This window comes from Microbacterium sp. F2E (genome assembly GCF_020905435.1).
In the GTDB taxonomy this organism is placed as follows: domain Bacteria; phylum Actinomycetota; class Actinomycetes; order Actinomycetales; family Microbacteriaceae; genus Microbacterium; species Microbacterium lacticum.
On sequence record NZ_JAJJIB010000013.1, the window covers coordinates 29,068 to 45,371 of the forward strand.

Here is a 16,304-nt window from a genome sequence, read left to right on the forward strand (position 1 = left end):
TTCCCGCTCAGCGTTCCTAGACTGAGGGCATGGATGTCCCGCGGTTCTACTCCGACGATGAACTCGCCACCTGGATCCCCGTGGCCGCCCTGCTCGAGCTCCTGCCGCGCGAGCTCGACGCCCAGCTGCTGCGCGACGCCGACCTCACGCACTTCGACTACTTCGCCCTGTCGATGCTCACCAATTCACCGGACCACCGGCTGCAGATGAAGGAGCTCGCCTCGATGACCAACGCGACCATGCCGCGCCTCTCGCACGTCGTCAGCCGACTCGAGCGCCGCGGGCTCGTCGCCCGCGAGCGCCGCACCACCGACGCGCGCGGCGTCGACGTCGTGATCACCCCGGAAGGGCGCCGCGTCGTGCTGCGGGCGACACCGGGTCACGTCGAGACCGTGCGCAGCCTCGTGTTCGACGCCCTCGACGCGGATCAGCGCAAGCAGCTGCGCGACGCCGCCGTCGCCGTGCTCGCCCGGATCGACCCGGAGGGCCGCATGGTCGCGAGCCGGCCGCCCGCGGCGCGCGACGACAAGGCCCCGACGGCGCCTACCGCGCCCTGACCCGCAGCCACACGAAGCCGTGCGGCGGCAGCGCGAGGCCTTCTTCGAGGTCGACCTCGGTGTCGTGCACGAGGTCGAACGCGGCCGACTCGAACCCCGACAGCGTCAGCGGGTCGACCTGCACCTCGGCATCCCCGACGTTCGCGAGCACGAGCACGCGGGTGTCCTCGCCCGGCCGCTGATACCCGACGACCGACGGGTGCGGCGTGCGGAAGCCGATCAGCGCGTTGCCGGCGAGCTCGGGTGACTGCTGCCGCGCCGCGACGAGCTTCGTGAGTCGCCGGTGGATCCGCCCCGCCGGCGTCGACAGATCGGTGCGCTGCGCGTAGCGGTCGCGCGGACGGTTGCCGCGGTGCACCCACCGGCTGTCGCCGCGGCGCAGCGGGTCTTCGGCATACGAGTAGTCGTTCAGCTGCGCGACCTCATCGCCGAGATAGAGGAGAGGGATGCCTCCGGTCGACAGCGCCAGCGCGTGCGCCAGCACCACGCGGTCTTCGCCGGCCGCATCGCCCGCTTCGACCCCGGCGAGGGATGCCGTGGTGCCCGCAACGCGCGCGTCGCCCGTCGCCGGATTCTCCTGGAAGGCGACGCCCCGCGCGAACGAGCCGTCATGCCGGCCGGTGTAGAAGCGGTTGAGGAACTGCCGGTGCGCGAACGCGTCGATGCCGAGCGCCGCGGCATCCTCATCGGCGAACGTCCACCCGACGTCGTCGTGCGAGCGCACGTAGTTCACCCACGCCGTGCCCGCCGGCAGCGCGTGTCGGCGCTCGAGCGCGTCTTGCAGGAGCCGTCCGTCGCGGGTCGCGAGCGCCTCCCAGGTCAGCGCCATCTGCAGCGGGTTGTACGAGAGCTCGCACTCGTCGGGCGAGATGTAGGCGATCACCTCGTCGGGGTGCACGATCGCCTCCGACTTGAACACCATGCCGGGCGCGGCCATCGCGAGCACCGCATTGAACGCCTGCAGCAGGAGGTGCGCCTCGGGCAGCGACTCGCACGCGGTGCCGAGGCGTTTCCAGATGAACGCCACGGCATCCATCCGCAGCACCTCGACGCCCTGGTTCGCGAGGAACAGCATCTCGCCCGCCATCGCGCGGAAGACCGCGGGGTTCGCGTAGTTGAGATCCCACTGATAGTGGTAGAAGGTCGACCAGATCCAGCGTCCGTCCTCGAGCTGCACGAACGATCCCGGATGGTCGTCGGGGAAGATCTCGCGCGTGGTCAGCTCATAGGCGTCGGGCATATCCCGATCAGGGAATATGAGGTAGAAGTCCTCGAAGTCCGGGTCGCCCGCCACGGCCTTCCGTGCCCACTCGTGCTCGTCGCTCGTGTGGTTGAAGATGAAGTCGAGCACGAGCGAGATGCCCGCGGTGCGCAGGTCGGCGGCGAGCTCGGTGAGTTGCTCCATCGTGCCGAGACTCGGATCGACCCGCCGGTAGCTCGACACGGCGTACCCGCCGTCGTTCTCGCCCTCGGGGGCGTCGAAGAGCGGCATGAGGTGCAGGTAGGTCAGGCCGAGCTCGCGGAAATAGGGGATCTGATCCCGGATGCCGGCGAGGTTTCCCGCGAACCGGTCGACGTAACAGACGCCACCGAGCATCCGCTCCGACTGGAACCACGCCGGATCGGCCTCGCGCAACGCGTCGCGCGCCTTCAGCTCGAGCGGTCGCAGATTCCATGCCGTGGATGCCACGGCCACCGTCTCGGCAAGCTGCTCCTGACCGTCGGGGCGCGCGCCGTAGAGCTCGGTGAACAGGGAGTGCAGGCGCGGGAACTGCGCGTCGAACCGGTCGAGGAAGGCGTCGTCGAGGCGGCCCGCCGCTTCGGCCGCGGCGAGCGCAGCCCCCCGGTCGGCCTCGAGCGTGGTCAGTGCGGTCATGCGCTCTCCCTCCGCCGGTCGCCGTGCCTGGTATCAGCCTACGTGCGGGCGGCGACGCCGCGTGGCCCTGCGACCCTCCGCGATGTCGTCGTGCGCGACACCGAGGGCAACACCGTCGGCATCGTCGCCTTCCAGAAGGAGTGAGACCAGAAGTGTGCCGCGGCCTGCGCCGTCGCGGCCCGGCGTAGGCTGACCGAGTGAGTGCGTACGTCTCGGCGTTCGAGCTGTTCTCCATCGGAGTAGGCCCCTCGAGCTCCCACACCGTCGGTCCGCTGCGGGCGGCCGGCGAGTTCGCGCGCCGCACCGTCGCACTCGGCGTCGAATCCGGCGGCGCTCTCGGGCCCCTCGCCCGCATCACGTGCGTGCTGTACGGATCGCTCGGTGCGACCGGCATCGGCCACGGCACGCCCGACGCCGTCGTCGCGGGGCTGCAGGGCCACGAGCCCGAGACCGTCGACCCGGCGCTCGTGCGCGGAGCGTGGACGAACTGGACCGACGGCGACGCCCTCCTCGTCGACGGCGCGGCGCCCGTCCCGTTCGCGCGGGCCGACATCGAGTTCGCGCCGCGCACGCGCCTTCCCGGCCACCCGAACGCGATGACCCTCCGCGCCCTCGATCCGGCCGGGGCCGTGCTCCTCGAGGAGACCTACTACTCGATCGGCGGTGGGTTCATCCGGCGCGAGAGCGACGTCGTGGCATCCGATGCCCGCCCGCGCGCCGTGGATGCCTTTCCCTTCCGCTTCTCGAACGCCGCCGAACTCATCGCGCTCTGCGACGAGCACGGGCTCACGATCGCCGAGGTGGCCCGCCGCAACGAGGAGGCGCTGCGCAGCGAAGACGAGATCGCCGCGGGTCTCGACGCGATCTGGGATGCCATGTCGTCGTGCGTCGACGCGGGGCTGCACGTCGGCGGCGTGCTGCCGGGCATGCTCAAGGTGAAGCGCCGCGCGAGCCTCATCCGCGAGCAGCTCGAACAGGCCGAGGCCGGTGGCGGACGCGAGCTGCCCGGCGAATGGCTCGGCGCGTTCGCGCTCGCCGTCAACGAGGAGAACGCCGCGGGCGGCCGCGTCGTCACCGCACCGACCAACGGTGCGGCGGGCATCGTGCCCGCCGTCGCGATGTACTGGTGGCGCTTCCTCGCCGACTCGGGGCTCGGCGCCGAGAACGCGGTGACCCCGTACGGCGAGCTCGTCGGTTCGGTGATGCTGGGCCTGCACCCGGGTGCGGCGGAGGCCGTGGCGCCCCTCGTCCTCGGTGAGGCGGCGGGCGACGTCGCCGAGGCGAACCGGCGCCGGGGCATCCGTCGCTTCCTGCTGACGGCGACCGCGCTCGGCTCGCTGTTCAAGGCGAACGCCTCGATCTCGGGCGCCGAGGGCGGATGCCAGGCCGAGGTCGGCTCCGCGTGCGGGATGGCTGCCGCGGGCCTCACCGCCGTGATGGGCGGCACCACCCGGCAGATCGAAAACGCGGCCGAGATCGCGATGGAGCACCACCTCGGGCTCACCTGCGATCCCGTGGGCGGCCTCGTGCAGATCCCGTGCATCGAGCGGAACGCGATCGCCGCGTCGACCGCCGTGACTGCCGCGCGCCTCGCGCTGCGCGGCGACGGCGAGCACTTCGTGTCGCTCGACGCCGTCGTCGAGACGATGCGCCAGACCGGCATCGACATGTCGCACAAGTACAAGGAGACGAGCGAGGGCGGTCTCGCCGTCAACGTCATCGAGTGCTGAGCGCGACGACCGCGGCCCGTCCGGGGCGGCCATCGGCTTCTCGCTAGACTCGGATCACCCGAACCGAGCCGTCAGCAAGGATGCCGATGACCGCCCCCGACCCGTTCCCCGCGCCCGCCGTGACGCCCGAGCGCGAGCTCACCGCCCCCGTCTCGCTGACCCTGCCGAACGGCCGGCTCAACCCCGCGGCGGTCGGCTTCGCACGCTCGCCGCTGGTCGACACGTCCGGCATCGGCGGTCGCCACGGCTGGGGCCGCAACAAGCGCTGGGAGTACTGGAACGTCATCACGCCCACCCACATCGTGGCGCTGACGATCTCCTCTCTCGACTACGCCGCCGTGCACGAGGTGTGGGTGTTCGAACGCGCTTCGGAGCGCTCGTGGGGGCGCGGCGCGACGGTCATCCCGTCGCGCGACATGGTGCTGCCGGGCTCGCTCGGCGGGGGCATCGCGATCGCGCACGCGAAAGACCTCGCGATCACGGTCACCCCGACCGGCGACGGCGGCGTCTGGCGGCTGCACGCTGCGATCCCGGATGCCTCGTTCGACATCACCGTCACCCGCCCGGCGCACCACGACTGTCTCGCCGTCGTCGTGCCGTGGTCGACGCGGCGGTTCCAGTACACCGTCAAGGACGTCGCCCTTCCCGCGTCGGGCACGATCACGACCGAGGGCGTGCGCCACGACGTGCCCGCCGGCTCGTGGGCGGTGCTCGACCACGGGCGCGGCCGCTGGCCGTACGACGTCGCCTGGAACTGGGGCGCCGGCGCGGGAGTGCTCCCGGACGGCCGCAGCATCGGCCTGCAGGTCGGCGGCCGGTGGACCGACGGCACGGGTGCCACCGAGAACGCCGTCATCGTCGGCGGCGTGCTCCACAAGATCTCGACACCCGTGCGCTGGAGCTACGATTTCGCCGCGCCGCTCCGGCCCTGGCGGGTGACCGGCGGCGGCTTGGATGCCACGTTCACCCCCTTCTACGACAAACGGTCGGCGATGAACCTCGGCATCCTCTCTTCGCACACCGACCAGTGCTTCGGCGAGTGGACGGGAACCTTCACCTGGACGGACGCGGACGCCGCGGACGGGGATGCCCCGGATGCCGCGGGCACGCACGAGGTCGCCTTCGCCGGCCTGATCGGCTTCGCCGAAGACGTGCACAACCGGTGGTGAGCGGGCCTACGCTGAGCGCATGAGCGAGCAGGCCGTCGAAGTGCGCGGGCTGCGCGTGCGCCGCGGCGACCTCACCGTCCGGCAGAACCTGCGCTACTTCGCGCGGCTGCTCGGCGCACCGCGCGGCGACGTCGATCGCGCGCTCGAACAGGTGGGTCTCACGGCGCAGGCCGACCGCCTCGTCGGGGCTGCTGTCGAGCACGGGCACGTCCGATCCGGAGGCGGCGTTCCTGACGCTCATCCGCCGGGAGGATGCCGCGTGCGCTGCTCGGCACCGCGCTCGGCCTTCTGGCGAGCGCCTTCGCGCGCACGGAGTTCCAGGCGGTGCAGTTCATGCCGCTGATCGTGTTCCCGCAGATCATCCTCGGCGGGCTGTTCATGCCCCGCGACCAGATGTCCGACGTGCTGCACGCCGTGAGCGACTGGCTGCCGCTCAGCTACGCCATCGACGCGGTCGCCGCCGTCGCGGCGGGCGACGACGGCTGGGACCTGTGGCGGCCGATGCTCGTCGTGGCCGCGTTCACTGCGGGCGCGCTCGTGCTGGCGTCGCTCACCCTCCGCCGCCGCACCCCGTAGTCGCCGGCCGGATCAGGCGGTGCCGCGCAGCTTCGTCGTGAGGCCCTGCAGCTCGGTCAGCTCCGCGTCGGAGAGCACCGACATGCGCTCGGCGATCGAGCGGGCGTGCGTGGTCGCGACGCGGCGGAAGGCGAGGAGGCCTTCATCGGTGGCGCGCACGATGGCTCCGCGCCCGTCGTGCGGGTCGGGGCACTTGCTGATGAGTCCGCGTGCGACCATCCGGTCGACCAGGCGCGACACGCTCGGCTGGCTGATCAGCATGTTGGCGGTCACGTCGCGCAGGCGCGCGGCGTGCCCCTCGCCCCGGGTGACGGTGAGCAGCACGTCGTACTCGGCCCGCGTGAGGTCATCGTCGCCGAAGTCGTCGCTGATCTCCTGGAGGACCTCGTGCTGTGCGCGGAACAGGCTCTCCCACGCGGCGACGGCGAGGCGGCGGTCGGTCATGGCGTCAACTTTAGTGGCGGTCAGCGACACGCCCGGTGCGCGCCGCGTGTGGGAGGGTGGTCGCATGGGGCGCATGCGGGCGATCATGGCGGCGGCCGTCGGGGCACGGGGAGGGCTGCCGGCCTGCGCGGTCGCGGCACTGCTGCTGACGGCGCTGCTGCTGCCGGCGCCTGCGGCCCAGGCATCCGTCACGTCGTCGTCGTCGCACGCGACCGTCGCTCCGGTGGACGCCGCACCGACCGGGGTCGATGACTTCACGTTCGATTCGTTCGACGCCGACTACACCCTGACGCGGGCGGATGACGGCACGAGCCGGCTGCGCGCGGTCGAGACGATCGTGGCGGTCTTCCCCGAGACCGACCAGAACCGCGGCATCCGCCGGGCGATCCCCGACACCTACCAGGGGCAGCCGCTGCGCGCGCACCTCGAGTCGATCACCGACGAGAACGGGAACGCCCGGGCATCCGAGGTCGAAGACGTCGACGACGAGTTCTCGGTCGTCTCGCGCGCCGCCGGCTACGTGCACGGCCGACAGACCTACGTCATCACCTACACGCTCGAGAACGTCACCTACGACTTTCCTGACACCGGGCTCGAGTTCTTCTGGGATGTCAACGGCATCGAGTGGGCGCAGCCCTTCGGCGCCGTGACCGCGCGGCTGCACCTGTCGCCCGAGCTCGCCGCGGGGCTCACCGGCAGGTTCGCCTGCTATCAGGGCTCTCAGGGGGCGACGGATGCCTGTGCCTCGATCACACGCACCGACGAGGCCGGCGGCGGGGCGGTGGTCACGGCCACGGCGCAGGATCTCGCGCCGCACCAGACCCTCACGATGGCGGTCGGGTTCACACCGGGCACCTTCGCGGCGTTCGACGGCTCGTACTTCGCGACGCCGTTCGGATGGCTGCAGGCACTCGCCGGCGTCGGCGCGCTGTGCGGGGCCGTGCTGGCCGTGCGCGCCCGCCGCGGGCCGCTGGCCGATGAGCCCGGACGGCCGACGATCATCGCCGAATACGATCCGCCGGCGACGGTCGACGCGCTCGAGAGCGCCGTGCTGCTCGGGCGGCAGAACAAGGGCATTCCGGCCGAGGTGCTCGAGCAGTCGGTCGCCGGTTCGATCCGCATCGTCGAGGGCGGGCGCAGCTGGACGGGCAAGCCGAAGCTCACCGCCGAGCTGGTCGACCCGTCGCGCGCCGACGGCGACGGGCGCATGCTACTCGACGGACTGTTTCCGCAGGGGCGGCCCGGGGACCAGTACGCGTTCGGGCGGCAGGACACGCGCTTCTCGGCGGCGGCGCAGAAGATCCTCGCCGCGGCCGATCGCGAGCTCACCACGCGCGGGCTCCGCCGCACCGTGCCCACCGGCACGCGGCTGTGGCCGATTCTGATCACGGGGCTGTCGGCGGTGCTCACGTTCGTGTTCGGGGCGGCGGCGATCGATCGGGGAACGCATGCGTTCGCGCCGGTGGCGGTGATCGTGGCATCCTGTGCCCTCGTCGTCATCGTGTGCATTCTGGTGGCGCGGCGCCCGCTCACCACGCGCGGCGCGGACACACGCGACCACCTGCGTGGGCTCGAGGAGTTCATCGGCTGGGCCGAGGCCGACCGCATCCGCGTGCTGCAGTCGCCGAGCGGCGCGGAGCGCGTGCCGGTCGACGTCGACGACCCGCGCCAGAAGCTGGCGTTGTACGAGAGGCTGCTGCCGTACGCCGTCGTGTTCGGGCAGGAGAAGGAGTGGTCGCGCCAGCTCGCCGCGCTCTATACGGCGGTCGGGGCGACGGGGCCGTACTGGTTCGTAGGCACCGGGTCGTTCGACGCGTCGTCGTTCTCGTCGGGCATCGGGTCGCTGTCGTCGGCGGCTTCATCGTCATCGTCGACCGGCGGATCGAGCGGCGGCGGATCTGCCGGTGGCGGCGGTGGCGGAGGCGGCGGCGGCGGCGTCTGACCCGGGGTGCGATGGATGCCGGGGCGCGCGCGGGCTCCGGCGTCAGGCGCCGGCGAGCCCCGCGCCGGGCTCGAGGATCTCGCGGAGCGTGGCGAGGTCGATCGGGGTGTGGACCCCGTCGCTCGTCTCGGTGAGCGAGAAGCCGAGGTCGTGCTCGGTGAGGAACGCGATCGTCTTCTCGAGCCGCGGGGCGGCGGTGATGTGCTCGCGGCCGAAGAGCGCCGCGGTGAACAGCGGCTCGCCGGCGAGGATCGAGCGGCGGAGTTCCGGCGTCGACCGCCCCGTGATGCGGTAGAGCGCCTGGAGCGGTGCGCTCGGCAGATCGGGCGCGCCGTCGAGGGTGAGGGAGATCGAGAGGTCGCTCATGCGTTCAGTCCATCACACCCGGTCCGTCACACTCGCCGGGTGACAGAGTGAGGGCCGGTCGGAGAGGCATCCGACCGGCCCTTGTCCCTTGCACCAAGAGTGTCCTGCAATCACATGTCGGTAGCTGCCACAGCAAAACAACCACCGTGCGAGCACTCTATAACGGAAAGGTAACGGCCCACAAGCGTTCGTCGTTATCTTTCTGTGATTCTTGTCGGGTTCATAGGTTCGGCTGTCCGAGGACATTGATTCTGTAGCCCGTGCCATTGATGTCGTGGGGGTGGCGCCGTCGGACCAGGTGTTCCTTCGGTGTCGCCAGCTGGGTGCTGAGTACGTTCGATAGCGTGAACGACGACAGGGCTTCGGCCAGATCCGGACCACGCGAGCGGTCGCGTGGGATCCTCCGTCATCCGCCGTTCGCCTACTTCTGGAGCGCGACGACGATCCGCGCGTTCGGCGGCGCGATCGCGGGTGTTGCGTTTCAGGTCCTCATCGTCACGGTGGTGAACGCCACCCCCCTGCAGATCAGCATCCTGAACGCCCTCGGTGTAGTCCCGTACCTCTTCCTCGGGTTGATCATCGGCGCACTGATGGATCGATGGAGCCGGCAGCGCACACTCGTGCTCACCACCATCGGACGCGCGGCGACGCTCGCCGCGATCCCGATCCTGCTGCTGCTGAACGCGCTCGACTTCTGGGCTCTCGCGGTGGTGGTCCTGATTCTCGGGGTGCTGACGCTCCTCTCCGATTCGGCAGAGCAGCCACTGTTGCCGCGCATCGTTCCACGAGCCTCGCTCGTCACTGCGAATTCACGCATCGGGCAAAGCCGCACCGTCGCAGGAACGGCCGGCCCAGCGCTGGGCGGCGTGTTGTTCAACATCGTTGGTGCGCCGATACTCTTCGCTTTCGAGGCGGTGATTAATGCCATCGCCGCCATCCTGCAGGCGCGCATCAACGTCGACGAGCCGAAGCCCGAGAAGCGCCCGCCGGAACGCCACGCGGGACACGACATCGCCGAGGGAATGCGGTACACGTACCAGCATCCGACCCTGCGGCCGCTCGCGCTCTCGGTGCACGTGTGGTTCCTCGGCAACAGAGCATCGTCGTGACCGTCTTCGCCGTTTTCGTCCTTCGTGAGCTGGCTCTCCGCTCGTGGGCGTTCGGCGTCGCCCTCACGGCCGGGGCGTCGGCGGCTTCGTCGGTGCGATGATCGCGCCCCGTGTCGGCGTGCGGCTCGGCGCCGGCAAGGCGATCCTTCTCGGCTGCTGACGGGCCTGCTCATGACGCTCCTCGGCTTCCAGGCTACGTTCGGCATCGGAGCCCGGCGTGCTCGTCATTGCCGCCCTCGTCATCGTGTTCTCCCCGCTCCGAGACGCGCGGCACGAGGACACCGCAGCCTGACCCCCTGCTCGGCGCCGCCACGGCGAAGCCGTTGGCGTCGCGGTGCTAGAACTGCCGGAGCGCGTCCTGAAGCATGCGGTGGCCCTGCTTCTCGAACGGCTCATCACCGACCTGATACGCCCACACCGCGGTGCCGACCGCTTCGCGCAGCACATCGATGGGCCACACCTCCGGGTCGCGCGGGTCGCCGCCATAGCCCGACAGGAAGGCATCCTCGAGACGTGGATCTGCACGCCACTGCTGCGCGGCGAGCCGGCACAGGTCGCTCGCCGCAGGGCGATACGCGAACCGCCCGAAGTCGATCGCGCGAACCTGGTGCCCGTCGAACACCCAGTTGCGCGGCTGCCAATCGCCGTGCGTGGGCACCACGAGGATCGGACGCGGCGAGTAACCCGACAGAGTCTCGCGCACGCGGTCGACGACATCGTCGGCGATGCGGTGTGCCTGCGCCAGGCGCTCGAGCGCACGATCCGTCTCGCGGGACTCGTGCTCGTCATCGAGCCGTCCGTTCTCGCCGTGGAACGCGCGCAGCAGCGCACCGGCCTGCGCGTAGAGCTCGGGGGAGCGCTCGGCCGCCGTCCCCTCGACGAGTGTTCCCGGCGCGAACGTGGTGATGAGGATGTTGCTCTCGCGATCTGCGGCGACCAGGCGGGCGCACAGGTCCTGCGACAGCAGCGCGCCCGTCGCGGACTCGTGGGCGGTGATCTCTCGCCCGATGTGATGATCGTCCGGACCGGCCGCTTTGACGACGAAGTGCTCCGCGCCCGCTTGCACGTGAAGGACGCGCGTGTCGACCAGTCCCCACGACATGTCGGACACCAGCTCGATCTCGTCGCCGAGGTGCGCGCGCACGAAGTCTCGCTGTCCTCTCGACAGTTTTCCGGCGGTCCAATCCGTCGTCACGAGGCACCAGCCTAGACAGGCCCGCTCGGCGCCGTCGTGGCGGTGCGGATGCCCGGAGTGATGCACACCGTCACCGGCAACGAGATCCCGCTCGTGCTGCTCGCCGTCTTCGCCGGATCGGCCGCCCTGCTCGTGATCAGTGACGACGGGCCGACCCCACCGCGACGGCGGCGGGCGTCGCCGTGTCGGCGCTGGTCGCGCTCGGCCTCTTCTGGGTGCAGTTGCGCGCCCGCCGCGCCCAGCCCGCACTCGATAAGGACGTCCACGACGCTCTCGGAGCGCGGTGGCGATCGCAGGCGTCGACGCCCTCGACATCGCCCACGCCGGCCGCACGATCCGGACTCGCCTGGCGCCACGGCATCCTGCTGCCGTTCGGCCGCCGACGCCCCGGCGTCGAGCGCTGGCGCGACCTCCGCTACGGGCCCGACGCGCGCGCACCGGCTCGACGTGTACCGGGACTTCGCCCCGGCGACGGCGCGGCCGGTCGTCGTGCATCTGCACGCCGGCGGATTCGTCCAGGCCGCGAAGAGTCGCGAGAGCCGGGCGCTTCTGCTGCAACTCGCCGCACACGGCTGATGCGCCATCAGCGCGAACTACCGACTTCGCGCCGCCGGAGCGTTCCCCGCGTCGCAACTCGACGTCGCCCGCGTGATCGCGCGGGTGGCCGAGCACGCCGATCGCCTCGGCGTCGACACGCGGCAGATCTACGGATATCTCGGACCGCGCGGCGCCGACCCGTCGTCTTCACCCACATACACCGGATCCGCCCCGACGCCTCGTCGCCGGTCATGATCGTGCACGGCGCGCGCGACACCGCGCTCGCCCCCGCGCTGGCGCGCGCGGTGGCCGCGACGATCCGCGCGGCATCCTCGTCACCCGTCCGCCGACGCCGAGCTGCCCGAGACGCAGCACGGATTCGACCTGCCCGTCCTGCCCAGGCCATCACGCGCCGCCCGCCTCGCTCAGCGCCGCCCGGAGCGCACGCGAGAGGCCCCCGCCGATCTGATCGACGGGGGCCTCTCGATGTGGGGGAGCGGCTTACTTGAAGGCATCCTTCACGTTCTCGCCGGCCTTCTTGATGTCGGCCTTGGCCTGCTGGGCCTCGCCCTCCGCCTCGAGCTTCTCGTTGCCGGTGACCTTGCCGAAGCCCTCCTTGGCCTTGCCGCCGAGGTCTTCTGCCGCGTTCTTGATCTTGTCGTCGAGTCCCATCGGGATCCCCTCTCTATCGCGATTACCTCGACCGTACGGCGCGGCGGCCGGGCGAGGGAGGGGGTTGACGGCGGCGGCGGCAGGCTCTAGGAATCCGCGGACGCGGTCTGGGTGGATGCCGCGCGGTCGCGCGCGACCGCCTCGCCCAGCAACTGGCCGCCGCTCGTCAGCAGCGCGCGCCGCCACGGCAGCACGCCCTCGATCTCGATCTGGATCGACATCGACAGCACCGTGCGGATCACGACGATGAGTCCGAGAATCAGCGCGTCTTCGATCGACGGCTTCGAGGTGATCGTGCGGATGGGATCGGCCGCGACGAGCACCTCGAGCCCGAGGAGGATCGCCGCGCCGAGCGTGTTCCGCAGCACCAAGGAGGCCGCCCGCGCGCTCTCCTTGCGGGCGAGGGTGCGCACGGCGAGCACCACGGCGACGACGAACCCCGCCACCATCGCGATCGCGCCGATGATCTCGAAGACCACCGCGATCACGGTGAAGAACGGCTCGACGGTCTCCGACATGTGTCACCGCCCGGAAGGAACGAAGGAGCGAGGATGCCCCGTGGCATCCCTTCGCGAACGCCACGCCCACAATGGGGCGCGCCCGCGGGGCGCGCCCGCGCACGCGAAACGGCCCGGGCGAACCCGGGCCGTTTCGACGGATCGTGCGAGGAGCGGGGCGGCTCAGTACCAGCCGTTCGACTCCGAGTGGCCCCACGCGCCGCACGGGTTGCTGTAGCGGCCGGCGATGTAGCCAAGGCCCCAGGCGATCTGCGTGGCGGGGTTGGTCTGCCAGTCGGCGCCGGCCGAGGCCATCTTGCTGCCGGGGAGGGCCTGCGGAATGCCGTAGGCGCCGCTCGAGTTGGCGGCGTTCACGCGCCAGCCCGACTCGCGGTTCCACAGCGACACGAGGCAGGCGAACTGGTCGTCGCCCCAGCCGTAGTTGGCGGCCATCATCGAACGGGCGATGCCCTGGGCCGAGGCCGGGTCGACGTTCACGTCGACCGACGGCACCGACGACGACGAAGAGGAGGAGGACGACGACGAGCTCGCCTCGGCCTCTGCGGCGGCTGCAGCGGCAGCGGCTTCGGCGGCGGCCTGCGCGGCGGCGGCTTCGGCGGCGGCCTGCGCGGCGGCGGCGGCTTCCGCGGCAGCCTTGGCGGCGGCCTCTTCTTCGGCCTTCTTCTCGACCGCGGCGTCGAGCTGGCCGCGCAGGGTCGCCGTCTTGATGCGCACGTTCTGGATCTCGGCGGTCGCGTCGGTGGTGAGCGCGGGGATCAGGAGCGTCGGCATGATGTCGAGATCGCCCAGCTTGTCGATGTACACGCCGAGCGCGCGGGTGTCGACGACGGTGTTGGATGCCGGCACCGTCAGCCCCGACGCGTCGATGTCGGCCGTCACGGCGCGGGCCTCGGCCACGGCGTTGCGCGCGTCGACGAGCGCAGAGGCGCCCTTCTCGGTCATCGAGCTCAGCGGCGCGGAGATGCGCTCGGAGTGGTCGGCGGCGGCGGATGCGGTCGTGTCGGAACTCGGAGGGAGTGCCGCGCCGGTGGTGGCGAGCATCCCGGCGACGAGACCGGCGCAGACGAGGACGGGCGTGGCAGAGCGGAAAGGCAGACGAGGCATAGAGGTACTTCCGGTGAATCAGCACCGCGATGGCAGAGAGCAACCGGCGGCGTGCGTCCTCGGGTGGGCGCGAATGTCACAGGTTTGCAACACTTTCTGGACATCCCGGGTGTGGTTCCTGAGTGTAACCTGAGTGCCGCCGCTCGCCGAGTGGGCTTCTTGGGGGCTCTACCCTGCGTCCGAGGGCCGGTATAGAGTCGCGGGCGAGAGTGACTTTTGGCGATAACCAGGGAGCACAGACCATGGCATACGAGCCCGCACAAGAGATCGTCGACGCGGTCGGTGGTCCCGACAACATCGCGAGCCTCACGCACTGCGCGACGCGTCTTCGATTCCAACTGAAAGACGGCGACAAGGCCGACAAGAACACCGCGGAGAAGATCCCCGGCGTGCTCGGAGCGGTGCCGCAGTCGGGCGACCGCTTCCAGGTGGTCATCGGAGGCGGCGTGCAGAACGTCTACAACGAGATTATGGCGCTGCCCGCGATGGCGGGCGTCGGCACGGGCGGCGGCGCGGCCGCGTCCGGCGGTGGCGGCGCGGGCGAGAGCGACGCCGACATCAAGGCGCGCGAGCGCGCCAAGGGGCCGCGCGGCACGAACGCGTGGCTCGACAGTCTCTTCGAGTTCCTCTCCGACTCCTTCCGCCCGATCCTGGGCGCGCTCCTCGGGGCATCCCTGTTCATCACCTTCATGGCGCTCATGGCGACGCTCGATGTGATCCCGGCCTGGAACTCGCCGGGCGTCACCCTGCCGCCGTCGTGGCAGTTCGTGAACCTGATGTGGCAGTGCGTGTTCGTCTTCTTGCCGCTCATGGTCGCCTACAACGCCTCGCAGAAGATCGGCGCCGACCCGTGGGTGGGCTTCGCGATCATGGCGGTCATGATGCTGCCGGCCTTCACCGACCTCGGCCAGAACGACGCGGCCACCCAGTCCGAGTTCCTCGGGTCGAAGATCACGACGATCCCCATCTTCGGGGTGCCGCTGACGATCTTCGACTACAGCTCGCAGGTGTTCCCGCCGCTGCTCATGGCGGCCGTGCTCGGCCTCGTCTACAAGGGTCTGCGGAAGATCATCCCCGAGAACATCCAGCTGATCTTCGTGCCGTTCCTCGCGATGCTCATCATGATCCCGCTGACGGCCTTCCTCATCGGCCCGATCGGCGTCTACGCGGGCGCGGCGCTGGCCAACCTGCTGAGCTCCATCAACACGTTCTCTCCGTTCATCTTCGCGATCGTCATTCCGCTGGCGTACCCGTTCATGGTGCCGCTGGGCCTGCACTGGCCGATCAACGCGATCATGCTGCTGAACATCCAGACCCTCGGCTACGACTTCATCCAGGGCCCGATGGGTGCGTGGAACTTCGCCTGCTTCGGCGCGACCGCCGGTGTGCTCGTGCTCGCGTGGCGTGAGAAGGACAAGCAGATGCGCCAGACCGCGACGGGTGCGCTCGCCGCCGGCCTGCTCGGCGGTATCTCGGAGCCCTCGCTCTACGGCATCCATCTGCGCTACAAGCGCATCTATCCGCGGATGCTGGTCGGATGCCTCACCGGCGGTCTCATCATCGGTATCGGCTCGCTGATTCTCGGCCTTCCGAACGGCATCACGACGCAGGCGTTCGTGTTCACGTCGCTGCTCACGATCCCCGCCTTCAACCCGATCGGGCTGTACCTGATCGCCGTCGCCGGCGCCTTCATCGTCGCGATGGTGCTCGTGATCGTGTCGGGATACAAGAACCCGGCCGATGCGGCACCGGCGCTGGCCGGAGCGGTCGCGGCCGACGACGCGCGCATCGTCGGCGGGGCCGCTGACGAGGCCGCGGCGGTGAAGAGCGTCGCCGGTGGTGACGAACTGCTGCCCGGAGCGGACGCGGGGGCCGTCGCGGGCGCGGCGGCGGGTTCGGCGACCGCACTCGCGACCAAGGGTGAGGGCGCGGCGACCGATGTCGGCGCGCTCGTGCAGCTCGCGTCGCCGCTCGACGGCACCGCCGTGGGGCTCGACGCGGTGCCCGACCCGGTCTTCGCCGGCGGCGTGATGGGCCCGGGCGTCGCGATCGAGCCGACCGGTGACACGGTGTACTCGCCCGGCGCGGGCACCGTCGTCGCCGCGCAGCCCACCGGTCACGCGTTCGGTCTGCAGCTCGACAACGGGGTGGAGGTGCTGATCCACGTCGGCATCGACACCGTCAACCTGAAGGGCGAAGGCTTCGACGTCAAGGTGAAGAACGGTGACCGCGTCAAAACCGGAACCCCGCTCGTCACCTTCGACCGCGCCGTGATCGAGAAGGCGGGCTACCCGCTGATCACCCCGGTGATCGTGCTGAACGGCGACTCGTTCGACACGGTCGACCCGGTGAAGCTCGGCCCCGTCTCGCACGGTGAGCCGCTGCTCGACATCCAGAAGAAGGCCTGACCCGCACAGACGAGCAGAGGCCGGTGACCCGCGTGGTCGCCGGCCTCTCTCGTGCGCGGGGCCGGGCGCGGGGGCGTGGTTGAGGGCGCCGGCCGCGGGGC

15 protein-coding genes are annotated in these 16,304 nt (G+C 70.7%); 7 read left to right on the plus strand and 8 right to left on the minus strand.

Going from position 1 to position 16,304, the window contains the following annotated elements:
• The first annotated feature begins 29 nt into the window (after nt 1-29).
• Nucleotides 30-557, plus strand: coding sequence for a MarR family winged helix-turn-helix transcriptional regulator (locus LOK55_RS10590; RefSeq protein ID WP_229935336.1), 528 nt, complete (start codon nt 30-32; stop codon nt 555-557).
• On the opposite strand, the gene LOK55_RS10595 is transcribed toward LOK55_RS10590, so the two are convergent.
• Nucleotides 544-2,433, minus strand: a complete 1,890-nt coding sequence (locus tag LOK55_RS10595) for an amylosucrase (RefSeq protein ID WP_229935337.1) — start codon at nt 2,431-2,433, stop codon at nt 544-546. The two genes, LOK55_RS10590 and LOK55_RS10595, sit on opposite strands and share 14 nt — an antisense overlap.
• Before the next feature lie 197 nt (nt 2,434-2,630).
• Here LOK55_RS10595 and LOK55_RS10600 point away from each other — a divergent pair, with 197 nt between their 5' ends.
• From LOK55_RS10600 to LOK55_RS10610, 3 genes are all read left to right on the plus strand, one after another.
• Nucleotides 2,631-4,163: an L-serine ammonia-lyase, iron-sulfur-dependent, subunit alpha gene (locus LOK55_RS10600; RefSeq protein ID WP_229935338.1), complete on the plus strand. Its 1,533-nt coding sequence runs from the start codon at nt 2,631-2,633 to the stop codon at nt 4,161-4,163.
• An 86-nt stretch (nt 4,164-4,249) separates the two neighbouring features.
• Nucleotides 4,250-5,332, plus strand: a complete 1,083-nt coding sequence (locus tag LOK55_RS10605; protein WP_229935339.1) for a DUF2804 domain-containing protein — start codon at nt 4,250-4,252, stop codon at nt 5,330-5,332.
• Between the two features lie 252 nt (nt 5,333-5,584).
• Complete coding sequence (locus tag LOK55_RS10610; protein WP_229935340.1) at nt 5,585-5,908, plus strand: ABC transporter permease; 324 nt, start codon at nt 5,585-5,587, stop codon at nt 5,906-5,908.
• 12 nt (nt 5,909-5,920) lie between these two features.
• Here LOK55_RS10610 and LOK55_RS10615 read toward each other — a convergent pair whose 3' ends face one another.
• Complete coding sequence (locus tag LOK55_RS10615) at nt 5,921-6,352, minus strand: MarR family winged helix-turn-helix transcriptional regulator (protein WP_229935341.1); 432 nt, start codon at nt 6,350-6,352, stop codon at nt 5,921-5,923.
• 64 nt (nt 6,353-6,416) lie between these two features.
• On the opposite strand from LOK55_RS10615, the gene LOK55_RS10620 reads away from it, so the two are divergent.
• Nucleotides 6,417-8,294, plus strand: a complete 1,878-nt coding sequence (locus tag LOK55_RS10620; protein ID WP_229935342.1) for a DUF2207 domain-containing protein — start codon at nt 6,417-6,419, stop codon at nt 8,292-8,294.
• 42 nt (nt 8,295-8,336) lie between these two features.
• Here LOK55_RS10620 and LOK55_RS10625 read toward each other — a convergent pair whose 3' ends face one another.
• Nucleotides 8,337-8,660 carry a hypothetical protein gene (locus tag LOK55_RS10625; RefSeq protein WP_196323756.1) on the minus strand — a complete coding sequence of 108 codons (324 nt, stop codon included), beginning with the start codon at nt 8,658-8,660 and terminating at the stop codon, nt 8,337-8,339.
• A gap of 344 nt (nt 8,661-9,004) precedes the next feature.
• On the opposite strand from LOK55_RS10625, the gene LOK55_RS10630 reads away from it, so the two are divergent.
• Complete coding sequence (locus LOK55_RS10630; RefSeq protein WP_229935343.1) at nt 9,005-9,769, plus strand: MFS transporter; 765 nt, start codon at nt 9,005-9,007, stop codon at nt 9,767-9,769.
• Between the two features lie 337 nt (nt 9,770-10,106).
• Here the strand turns inward: LOK55_RS10630 and LOK55_RS10635 are convergent, their stop codons facing one another.
• The 5 genes from LOK55_RS10635 to LOK55_RS10655 form a co-directional block, all read right to left on the minus strand.
• Complete coding sequence (locus LOK55_RS10635; RefSeq protein ID WP_229935344.1) at nt 10,107-10,964, minus strand: phosphotransferase; 858 nt, start codon at nt 10,962-10,964, stop codon at nt 10,107-10,109.
• Nucleotides 10,965-10,975: 11 nt separating this feature from the next.
• The gene (locus LOK55_RS10640; RefSeq protein ID WP_229935345.1) at nt 10,976-11,230 is read right to left on the minus strand and encodes a hypothetical protein; all 255 of its coding nucleotides are present in this window, start codon (nt 11,228-11,230) and stop codon (nt 10,976-10,978) included.
• A 772-nt stretch (nt 11,231-12,002) separates the two neighbouring features.
• Entirely contained in the window at nt 12,003-12,173 is a 171-nt protein-coding gene (locus LOK55_RS10645; protein WP_229935346.1) for a CsbD family protein, read from the minus strand.
• An 86-nt stretch (nt 12,174-12,259) separates the two neighbouring features.
• Entirely contained in the window at nt 12,260-12,691 is a 432-nt protein-coding gene (locus tag LOK55_RS10650; protein WP_229935347.1) for a DUF1622 domain-containing protein, read from the minus strand.
• A gap of 162 nt (nt 12,692-12,853) precedes the next feature.
• Entirely contained in the window at nt 12,854-13,795 is a 942-nt protein-coding gene (locus tag LOK55_RS10655) for a lytic transglycosylase domain-containing protein (RefSeq protein WP_229935348.1), read from the minus strand.
• Between the two features lie 242 nt (nt 13,796-14,037).
• Between LOK55_RS10655 and LOK55_RS10660 the strand changes: the two genes are divergently transcribed.
• Complete coding sequence (locus LOK55_RS10660; RefSeq protein ID WP_229935349.1) at nt 14,038-16,203, plus strand: glucose PTS transporter subunit IIA; 2,166 nt, start codon at nt 14,038-14,040, stop codon at nt 16,201-16,203.
• The last annotated feature ends 101 nt before the right edge of the window (nt 16,204-16,304 follow it).